At 65.9% G+C, this 2586-nt stretch carries 1 protein-coding gene; it reads right to left on the minus strand.

Going from position 1 to position 2586, the window contains the following annotated elements; genetic code table 11:
* A partial coding sequence (locus BHQ40_RS24420) for a beta strand repeat-containing protein (protein ID WP_070158278.1) occupies positions 1 to 2586 on the minus strand: 2586 nt, incomplete at both ends.

Genomic DNA, 2586 nt, shown 5'->3' on the forward strand with positions numbered 1-2586 from the left:
GCCCGCCGCGTCGCCGCCTGTCCCCGCCGTCCCGTCCAGCCGGACGGTGACTGCGCTGGCCGAAGCGCCGTAATTGATCGTGTCGGTGCCCGCGCCGCCAGTCAGCGTGTCCGCCCCCGCGCTGCCATACAGCGTGTCGTCTCCCGCGCCGCCGTCCATCGTCTCCGCGCCCGCTCCGCCAGTCAGCGAGTCGGCATAGCCCGTGCCGATAATGCCCTCGATGGAGATGAACACGTCGCCGGTGGCGTCTCCGCCGCTGACGACCAGGCTGCCGCTGGCGAAGCTGGCGGTGATGCCCGCCGAGGAGGTGACATAGGACACGCTGTCCGTCCCCGCCCCACCGTCCAGCGTATCCGCGCCCGCGCCGCCGATCAGGATGTCGTTGCCGCTGCCGCCCCGCAGCGTCTGCGCGCCGGCGGTGCCATAGAGGATGTCGTCATAATTGGAGCCGATCACCGTTTCGATGTTCGACAGGCGGTCTCCGGCCGCCTCGCCGCCCGTGCCCAGCGTCACGCCGTCGGTATAGACGGTCACACCGGACGTGGAGGTGATATAGGTCGCGCTGTCCATGCCCGCGCCGCCGTCCAATATGTCCGCGCCCGCGCCGCCCGACAATGTATCGTCGCCATTGCCGCCATTGATGACGTCATCGCCGACATTGCCCTGGATGATGTCATCGCCGTCATTGCCGTTCAGCGTCTCATTGGCGTTCCAGCCAGTGATCGTGTCGCCATAGGCCGAACCGTTGATATTCTCGATCGACTGCAGCAGGTCTCCTGCGGCGTAACCACCCGTCGAAACCGTGCCGCCGTCCAGATAGACGGTGATCGCAGCCGTCGAGTCCGTATAATCGGCCGTATCGGTCCCCAGCCCGCCATTCAGCGAGTCCGCGCCAGCGCCGCCGCGCAATATGTCATTGCCCGCGCCGCCGTTCAGGACATTGTCGTTGGCGTCGCCATACAGCGTATCGGCATTGGCGCTGCCGGTCGCATTTTCGATGCTGACATAGGTATCGCCCTGCGCATCGCCGCCCGTGCCGGTGCCGGTCGCCAGGTTGACGGTCACGGCGCTGGCCGAGTTGGTGTAATCCACCGTGTCGCGGCCATTGCCGCCGTCCATCAGGTCCGCGCCCGCATCGCCCCGGATGACGTCCGCGCCGTCAAAGCCATAGAGCTGATTGACGCCCGCGCTGCCCCAGATGACATCGTCATAATTGGACCCGCGCAGGATCTCGATGTTGATCAGCCGGTCGCCAGCCGCCTCGCCGCCCGTCCCGGCAACACCGTCCAGACCGATCTGAATGCCGTTCGTGCTGCCCAGATAGGATGCGGTATCCGTGCCCGCGCCGCCATCAATCGTATCCGCGCCGCCCAGGCCGCGGAACCATTCGTCCGCCGCCGTACCGGTAACGCTATCGTCCCTGTTGGTCAGATAGACATTCTGGATATTGGTATAGGTATCGCCCTGCGCATCCCAGCCGATGCCGGTGGTGACGCCGTTCAGGTTGATCGTGACGCCGGTGGTGGCCGACACATTGGTCGGGTCGCCAGGGCTGGCGCCGAAATAGAGCGTGTTGTTGCCGGTGCCGCCGTCGATCTTGTCCGCGCCTGCGCCGCCGCTGATCAAGTCATCGCCCGCGCCGCCATTCAGGACGTCATCGCCGGCAAGGCCCGACAGATTATCGTCGCCATTGCCGCCATTCAGCACGTTCGCCGCCGTGCTGCCGGTCAGCGTATCGCTGCCGTTCGATCCGGTGATATTCTCGATCGTGTTGTAGCTGTCGCCCTGCGCATCGCCGCCGACGCCCGTGCCGCCATTCAGGCTGACCGTAACGGCCGAAGCGCTGGTCGAATAATCGACGGTGTCGATGCCCGCGCCACCGATATTGGTATCGTTCCCGACGCTGCCCATGATGATGTCGTCGCCATTGCCGCCGTTCAGCGTATTATTGCCCGCGTCGCCGGTCAGCGTATCGGCATAGCCCGATCCGGTCAGGTTCTGGAAATTGATGAATGTATCGCCCAGCGCGTCGCCGGCCGTACCCGTCCCCGCCGCCAGCGAGACCGTCACGCCGGAGCCGGCCGAGGCATAGCTCAGCGTGTTGATGTTCGCGCCGCCGTCCATATAGTCCGCGCCCGCGCCGCCATCGATCGTGTCGTCGCCCGCCTCGCCATACAGCGCATCGTTGCCGCCGCCGCCGTTGATGGAATCGACGCCGTTGCCGCCCCAGATGATGTTGGCGTTGGCGTCGCCGCTCAAATTGTCGTTGCCGCCCGAACCGATCAGATTTTCGAAGTTCGTCAGCACGTCGCCCGCGGCGTCCCCGGTCGCGCCGGTCGCCGTGGCAAGCGATACGGTCAGGCCAGAGGATGTCGCATAGCTCACCGTATCGATGCCGCTGCCGCCGTCCAATATGTCCGCGCCAGCCCCGCCGATGATCGTATCGTCACCCGCGCCGCCCTGGATATTGTTGACGCCGCTGGTGCCGACGATCGTGTCGTTATAGGCCGACCCGACCGCATTCTCGATGGAGCCGGGCGCGAAGATATCGTCCTGCGCATCGCCGCCGCTATTGCCGGTGCCCGT

Source organism: Sphingobium phenoxybenzoativorans (genome assembly GCF_001757355.1).
Taxonomy (GTDB): Bacteria; Pseudomonadota; Alphaproteobacteria; order Sphingomonadales; family Sphingomonadaceae; genus Sphingobium; species Sphingobium phenoxybenzoativorans.